The organism is Pseudomonas sp. PS02303 (assembly GCF_029959925.1).
GTDB classification, from domain to species: Bacteria; Pseudomonadota; Gammaproteobacteria; order Pseudomonadales; family Pseudomonadaceae; genus Aquipseudomonas; species Aquipseudomonas mandelii.
The window spans coordinates 20,908-27,607 of sequence record NZ_JASCOM010000063.1; the positions used below are offsets into that span (position 1 = coordinate 20,908).

At 61.7% G+C, this 6,700-nt stretch carries 7 protein-coding genes; 1 reads left to right on the forward strand and 6 read right to left on the reverse strand.

Features of this window, described 5'->3' with window-relative positions; genetic code table 11:
• Window positions 1-6: 6 nt before the first annotated feature.
• The 3 genes from QMX98_RS16080 to QMX98_RS16090 are packed head-to-tail and all read right to left on the reverse strand — an operon-like array spanning window position 7 to window position 3,653.
• Window positions 7-3,000 carry a Tn3 family transposase gene (locus QMX98_RS16080; RefSeq protein WP_003299771.1) on the reverse strand — a complete coding sequence of 998 codons (2,994 nt, stop codon included), beginning with the start codon at window positions 2,998-3,000 and terminating at the stop codon, window positions 7-9.
• A 3-nt stretch (window positions 3,001-3,003) separates the two neighbouring features.
• A complete protein-coding gene (locus QMX98_RS16085) occupies window positions 3,004-3,414 on the reverse strand; it encodes a putative toxin-antitoxin system toxin component, PIN family (protein ID WP_003150546.1) in 411 nt (136 codons plus the stop codon).
• Entirely contained in the window at window positions 3,414-3,653 is a 240-nt protein-coding gene (locus QMX98_RS16090) for a ribbon-helix-helix domain-containing protein (RefSeq protein ID WP_003089107.1), read from the reverse strand. The genes QMX98_RS16085 and QMX98_RS16090 overlap by 1 nt, the downstream gene beginning before the upstream one ends.
• A 201-nt stretch (window positions 3,654-3,854) precedes the next feature.
• Between QMX98_RS16090 and QMX98_RS16095 the strand changes: the two genes are divergently transcribed.
• Entirely contained in the window at window positions 3,855-4,784 is a 930-nt protein-coding gene (locus QMX98_RS16095; protein ID WP_003150544.1) for a recombinase family protein, read from the forward strand.
• Between the two features lie 3 nt (window positions 4,785-4,787).
• On the opposite strand, the gene QMX98_RS16100 is transcribed toward QMX98_RS16095, so the two are convergent.
• The 3 genes from QMX98_RS16100 to QMX98_RS16110 all read right to left on the reverse strand — a co-directional run bounded on the left by QMX98_RS16100 (window position 4,788) and on the right by QMX98_RS16110 (window position 6,010).
• Window positions 4,788-5,108 carry an exodeoxyribonuclease VII large subunit gene (locus QMX98_RS16100; RefSeq protein WP_282411052.1) on the reverse strand — a complete coding sequence of 107 codons (321 nt, stop codon included), beginning with the start codon at window positions 5,106-5,108 and terminating at the stop codon, window positions 4,788-4,790.
• Window positions 5,095-5,307 (reverse strand): exodeoxyribonuclease VII small subunit, encoded by a 213-nt coding sequence (locus tag QMX98_RS16105; RefSeq protein WP_011078018.1) that lies wholly within the window; start codon window positions 5,305-5,307, stop codon window positions 5,095-5,097. Before QMX98_RS16105 ends, QMX98_RS16100 begins: the two co-directional genes overlap by 14 nt.
• A 73-nt stretch (window positions 5,308-5,380) precedes the next feature.
• Window positions 5,381-6,010 carry a hypothetical protein gene (locus QMX98_RS16110; protein ID WP_011078017.1) on the reverse strand — a complete coding sequence of 210 codons (630 nt, stop codon included), beginning with the start codon at window positions 6,008-6,010 and terminating at the stop codon, window positions 5,381-5,383.
• Window positions 6,011-6,700 lie beyond the last annotated feature (690 nt).

Sequence of the window (6,700 nt, forward strand, 5' to 3'; positions counted from 1 at the left end):
GGGGGATCACAGGTCGTCGTCTGGATTACGCAGTGGCCGCAGCTCGCCGCGCGCAACTTCTTCCGGTACCGCAAAGGAATACCGCCCGAGCATGTTGATGTGCTCGTAGATCAGCGGCGATAGCCGGGCCAAATCCTCTTCCAGCACTGGATAGCCGTGCTGCTTGAGCCGTTCCACGGCCGCCGTCATGTAGAGGGTGTTCCACAGCACGATGATGTTCACCACCAGGCCCAGAGCACCGAGCTGGTCTTCCTGGCCTTCGCGGTAGCGCTGGCGGAGCTCGCCGCGTTTGCCGTGGAACACGGCGCGGGCCAGGCTGTGCCGGCCTTCGCCTCGGTTCAACTGGGTCAGGGTGGCGCGGCGCTTGGACTCGTCGTCGATATAGGTCAACGTGTGCAGAGTCTTTTCGATCCGCCCGAATTCGGCCAGCGCCTGGGCCAGCCGGGTGGGTCTATCTCCCGTTTGCAGCGTGCGCATGATGCCAGTCGCCGGCACCCGGCCGAGTTTGAGCGAGCCGGCCAGGCGCAGCAGGTCGTCCCAGTGCTCGGCGATCAGGTCGAGTTTGACCGACTGGCGGGCCAGCCCGTTGAGCTTGCCGTAGTCCGCGTCCGGGCGCGTGCGCCAGAAGCGGGTACCGCCGACATCGGCCAGCCGCGGACTGAAGTGGTAGCCAAGTAGGCGGAAGAGCCCGAACACCACATCGCTGTAGGCCCCGGTGTCGGTCATGATTTGCGTCGGCTGCAACTCGGTCTGCTGTTCCAGCACGACCGCCAGCAACACCAGGCTGTCGCGCAGCGTGCCGGGCACGGTGATGGCGTTGAGGCCGGAGAATTGGTCGGAAATCAGGTTGTACCAGGTGACACCCCGGCCGGTGCCGAAATACTTCGGATTGGGGCCGGCATGCACGGTGCGCACCGGTACGACGAAGCGCATGCCATCGGCGGAGGCGACCTCGCCGCCACCCCAGACTTGGGCCAGTTCCAGTTGGCTTTGCGCTCCGACCAGGATGGCGTTAGCCGCTGACAGGGTGTCGTCGCGGATATAATTCTGGCTGACCCAGGACAGCCGGTCACGGCGCAGCGCCGGGTTGTCGGTGCGGATCAAGGGCTCCAGGCCGGTGTTGCAGGCCCCGCCCAACAGCACCGCGCAGAGGCTGGTGACCAGGTTGTCGGCGCGTGCATTGCGTTCGGAGACATGGGTGAAGGCCTCGGAAAAGCCAGTGCGGGCGGCGATTTCCAAGAGGATTTCCGGCAGATCGACACGCGGCATCAGGTCAGACACGGCCGCCCGCAGTTGCAGCAACGAGCAGGGCTCGTCCAGCTTGTCCAGCGCCCCGAGCGACAGTTCGGTCTTGCCCTCGGTGTTCTCGCTCAGTTGAATCGCCGGGTTGTCGGGCAGGCGCGCGGCTACTGCCAGCCAGGTTGCATCCAGCTCGACGGACAAGGCGTCCAGGGTGGTTTTGGCGTCGATGGTCAGGCCCAGTGACCGGCAGATGATCGGTCGCGCCGCCAGCCATTCGGCACCGTCGAGCAGGCCAAGGCGCGGGTCGGCATAGCGCCAACTGGGCGAGACGAAGACATCGCGGCGGCGCAGGGCCGTGCGCAGCGCATCGAGCGTGCAGAACACATAGGCACCCATGTCGAGGGAGCCATCTTCGCGGGTGATGTGCTTCTGCCAAGCCTTGGCCACGATCTCCTGCGGCGCGTCATCCTCTGGCTTCCGGCGCGGCAGGTTCAGTTGCAGCCACTCCAGACTAGCCGCCACGCCCTTGCCGGCCGGGCTGAAGCCGAAGCGGATGTGCTTGAGCAGGTCGGGCAGGAAGCGGCGCACGCTGCGGTAGCGCGCTTCCAATGCAAGAAAATAGACGTCATCTACCGGGCGGATCAGCGCGTTGACCTCTTCCAGGGCCTTTTCCAGGGTGGTCCTCGGCAGGTCGTTGAACAGCCGGGCGCGCACGTTGTCATCGCTGATCGAGCTGTCCAGCACGACCTTGCACGCGGCGGCGAGCGTCGCGGCCGACCGATCCAGGTCTTTCAGGCTGCGCATGCGGGCTTTCTTGTCGGCCTTCTCCGCGTTGCTGAACAGGTCGCGCAGCAAGGCCTCCAGGACTTCCAGTGCGTCGTCGTGCGCAGTCGCCTCCAGGCAGAGTGCGAAGGCCACCAGTGTCGCCATCCGCCGCGACGCCGGCAGCCGATTAATCGCGGTGACCTTGGCCGTGTTGGCGAAGCGGGCCAGGGCGGCGATACGGCTGGGAGGGATGTGCGCCGCCGCCGGCAAGGTGATGCCGATGCCGCGCACGTCATCGAGCCGGCGCAGTGCCCGAATCAACGCGGGGCCACTGACCATGACCGGGCCGGAGCGCAATTGATCCAGCCGGGAGCTGCGGTTGCCTTCGGCCACCGTCAGCAAGTCTTGCAGTTGCAATCGCTGTTCCTCAGTCACGCTGCGGCCCAGCGTAAACCAGAGGCGTTCTTCGACCCGACTGCGCAACTGGGCGATAAAGCGCTCTAGTTGAGACACACCAGGCAGGAGGACTTTCTGTGTGAACAGCCACGAGGTGGCTCGCTCAAACAGCACTCCCGGCCGGTCGGTGCCCGTCCAGCAGAGGGCATACAGCCAGCGGCTCAAGCGAAAGCCGATGCCCGGATCGGTGAAATGACGATAGCCAAAGCGGTTCTGAATATCGGTGGCATGTATCCAGCGGCGATGATCGCTATAGCGCTGGAGGCAGTCGGGGTCTGGAATCGCCAGTTGTCGGCAAAGCACCTGCAGGACTTCCACCGGCACGGCGGCGGGCTTGTCCGGCAGAACGCCAACGAAGCGGACGGTGGTCAGCAGAACGGCATAACCCAGACGGTTATGGTTACCCCGCAGCACCTGGATGGCTTCACGGTCTTCATCGCTCAGGTGGAAGTAACGTTCCAGCTCTTCACGGCTGGGCGAATCAACATAGCGGCCAAAACCGTCGCGTTGCTCTTGAGTCAGAAAACCGACCGGCATTGATCACAGCACCTCGACGCAGAACACGGCGGGCGTGACGATCCGCGTGCGTTCGATGTGCCCGCGTTGCAGCAGGCCGGCGCGGCGATCACCGGTTACCAGGTAGTCCGCATCGCCCGCCAAGGCCATGGCCAGCAAAAACGAGTCATCCGGATCATCGGCTTCGACCTCGATGGTCAGGCGCTCCAGTACCACAGCCCGTTGCAGGTTATTGATCATGGCGCCCACCTTGGCGGGCTGTAGGATGGCCTGAAGCTTGGGATAGCGGCTGGCTCGACGAATTTCATCGAGTTGCATCCGCGAGGTCACCACCTCGAAACGCGCCGCCCGCCAGGCACGGTAGATCGCATCGGGCGCGCCATGTGGCGAGATCAGGGCGCTGAACAGGATGTTGGTATCCAACACGACCCGCATCAGCGCTTACGTGCCCAGTCGAGCGCTTCGTCAACCGCGTTGGTCAATTCTGCCTCACTCAGATGGGCGTTAGCGGCCTTGGCCTGCTCAGCGCTCAGCTCCAGGATGTGTGCCCGTACCGCTTCTTCGATGAAGCGCGACAGGTCGCCCTTACGGCCGCCGCCCTGGCTGGCCAGAAACATCCGAAGCGACTGGTCGGTGTCGGCCGAGACGGCGACATTCCAGCGAATGGTATTCATAGCGTTCTCCGCTAATAGGTGTTTGTGTGTTTATACGCCAATCACAAAGGGCGATGCAATGGTTCGACAAAACGAAGGTTTTGCCGAACTCTATCGAGGAATGGCTCGGTTCGTTAAGCTCCCCGCGCTACGGTTCAAATAACTGGTACGCTTAATCAAAGTTCAACTATTACTAACGTAGTCGAGTAAACAGTACTTTTGATGAAGATCGGTTATGCGCGAGTGAGCACTCGGGATCAGAAAGCCGACCTACAAGTCGATGCCCTGAAACAGGCCGGGTGCGAACGCATCTACCAAGACATCGCCAGCGGCGCGAAAAGCGCCCGGCCGGAGTTGGACAAACTGCTGGCCAACGTGCGGCCGGGTGATGCCGTGGTGATCTGGAAGCTGGATCGCCTTGGGCGTTCCCTCAAGCACCTGGTCGAGTTGGTCGGCGAGCTGGCAGAGCGCAAGGTCGGCTTACAGAGCCTGAATGACCCCATCGACACCACCCACGCCCAAGGCCGCCTGGTGTTCAACCTGTTCGCCTCGCTGGCGGAGTTCGAGCGCGAGCTGATCCGCGAGCGGACTCAGGCGGGTCTGTCGGCCGCACGGGCGCGTGGCCGGATCGGTGGCCGTCCCAAGGGCCTGCCAGCCAAGGCTGAGGCCACCGCCATGGCGGCCGAAACCCTCTACCGCGAAGGTCGCCTGAGCGTCAGCGCGATCGGCGAGAAGCTGCACATCTCCAAGAGCACGCTGTACAGCTACCTGCGCCACCGTGGTGTCGAGATCGGCGCGTACCAGAAGAGCGCCAGGTCACGCGACCAGCAGCCTTCGGCCGCGTCGCCGGCAGAGCCGCCCGCCGCCGAGCGGGTGGCCACCGTCACCCTGCGCCTCGCGGTGGTGAATAACAGCAAGTTCGTGCGCGGCCGGAAGCGGGCCACGGAGAACATTGAGCGCTACTGCCTGGAGCCCTATGGCATGAAGCGGCTGGATGCCGGCCACTATGAGTTGACCATTCCGTATCGGAGCGACGATGAGCTGGACAAGAGCGTGCATGACCTGCTGACCGAGATCAGCCAGGAGGCCGACATGCGCAACTGTTTTGTCGAGATGGGCGCCTGGGAAGAAGACACCGAAAAGCGTTGGTAGGGCTTACGTTGGTTTTTGGTTCCATTGCTCCCCAAACCCCACGTTCATTCCTGCTTGGGGCAGGCCTCCGGTTGCCTGCTGCCACTCACCAAGTACCTTGCCGGCGACGTTCGCAAACATGGTGCACCGTGCTTTCGCGACCTCGGCTCCCTCACGCGACTCCAAGATGTCCATGTAGCAGTGGCCGTTCGGACGGCGCTTGAAGTCGCTGAGTTCCGCAATAACCCAGCTGCTGTCTGGTACCGCAGCACGGACAGCCTTCTGGATCTGGGTAAGGTATGCGCTGAGAGTGAGGTGCTGCTCAACCGGATCAGGTGCGTTCACCGGACTGACCCTCTTCAGCGCCCAAGGTTGCCTGAACAACGCTCTCGATTCGGGTAAGCCGGTCGGCGCAGAACTTACGTGCATCCGCAAATTCGCGAGCAAGGGTCTCCAGCTCGTCGATGCTCACCTCATTGCGCTCCAGGCGCTTTACCGTCTGGTCGATGAAGGCGATGTTGGCTTCGTAGGTGTCTCGGCTCATGTGGGAAGTCCTGGGGAAGATGAGATCAATCAACGTGCCAATTGTCGCAGCTTCCCCAAAGGACCCAACCCTATCAGCCTTCAGGCTGAACCCACGTTGTCTGACCCTCTGGGATCACGCCCCGATTGCAGCCGTATTTGGACAGGTACAACACCCTGCTCTGCCGCAACCAGGCCTCAACGGTTGGAACGATCATCGCGGCATACTCGGCAAGGCTCGGGTGTTTCTTCCAGCCGCCATTGCCGATCGCGGATTCCAGCGAACGGTCATACCAGGCGTTGACCAGTTGCTCGACTCCAGCCAATTCTTCGCCGGCGGACGGTGCGGAATGGATCAGGTTATGCGCCTCGCGTTTCCTTTGCTCTCGGGTGGCATGTGCAGCTGGTAACGCTCCGAGGGAGAAAAGAGCGTCCTCAAAATTGAGGTGACGCTTCTCGTGAGTAGTCGAGTCCTCGGCTACACCGGGGACGAAAGAAAAACGGCAGAGCTTGCAGTAGACCACGCCACTGTCCTTCCGCTCGTAGTGCTGCTCCAACGAGCGAGCGATCCACTTGCGAACTTCGTGATAGCTGCGTGCCTGAAGATGATGCTGCGCCATCAGGTTGAGGCGCTGCGCATGGCTCAGTCCTGGGTGAAGGGCCTTTGCCTGCTTGGCGAGTTTTTTGAGGTTTTCGATATCGCGGAGCGTGATTGGGTTTTGCATACGGCAGCCTCCAAAGGCTGATGCTCTGTGTCCACTCCGGAGCACCCATAAGGGTTCCGTTGGTTTGTCGGTAGTGCTTTCGCTTTGCCAATGTGGACGGCAGGCACCTACCCGCGTGCCGAGGGGAATATCTCTGTCTCGATTGCGAACGTCAAGAATAATGTCGAATTTCGCCCTGCTGGTTAAAATTTGAGCATCGCCGGGGGGGCTTCCCAGACCGCCACGCCAGGACTTTATCCACAGGCTTACCCCCACTTTCAGGGGACAAACATCGGACGAAAAAAATCCCGCTCGAGCGGGACTTATTCTTGGGCACTACCTCATTCCAACAGCATGTGCTCTTCACGGCCCATAGGTTTGTGCAGAGAGACGCTTTCACCATCCCTTTTGCCCTGAATGTACGCTCGGTACGCACCCATATCGAGTTTCCGGCGTTTCATCTTTGTGATCGGAACACCAGGATAATGTCTCTGGGTATAAGCGTGGATTGCCCGCTCCCCTTCTTCCGTAACGCCGGCAAATTCCTCTACTCGTTTGTGTACGCCGATGATCCACGCTTCTGCATACCGGCATTTTTCAAGGTAGTTGTCGCGTCAACCGTCTAACTATGCCGCCATTTTCTCGTTCTGTTGCTCTCGATCCGGGTTCAACAACACGGTGCCGATCGGTTCCCAGTTACGCGTCCGGCCT

Bases quoted from the DNA above. Each gene is read 5' to 3' on its own strand.
- QMX98_RS16080 (WP_003299771.1), bottom strand. From the start codon at position 3,000: ATGCCGGTCGGTTTTCTGACTCAAGAGCAACGCGACGGTTTTGGCCGC.
- QMX98_RS16085 (WP_003150546.1), bottom strand. From the start codon at position 3,414: ATGCGGGTCGTGTTGGATACCAACATCCTGTTCAGCGCCCTGATCTCG.
- QMX98_RS16090 (WP_003089107.1), bottom strand. From the start codon at position 3,653: ATGAATACCATTCGCTGGAATGTCGCCGTCTCGGCCGACACCGACCAG.
- QMX98_RS16095 (WP_003150544.1), top strand. From the start codon at position 3,855: ATGAAGATCGGTTATGCGCGAGTGAGCACTCGGGATCAGAAAGCCGAC.
- QMX98_RS16105 (WP_011078018.1), bottom strand. From the start codon at position 5,307: ATGAGCCGAGACACCTACGAAGCCAACATCGCCTTCATCGACCAGACG.
- QMX98_RS16110 (WP_011078017.1), bottom strand. From the start codon at position 6,010: ATGCAAAACCCAATCACGCTCCGCGATATCGAAAACCTCAAAAAACTC.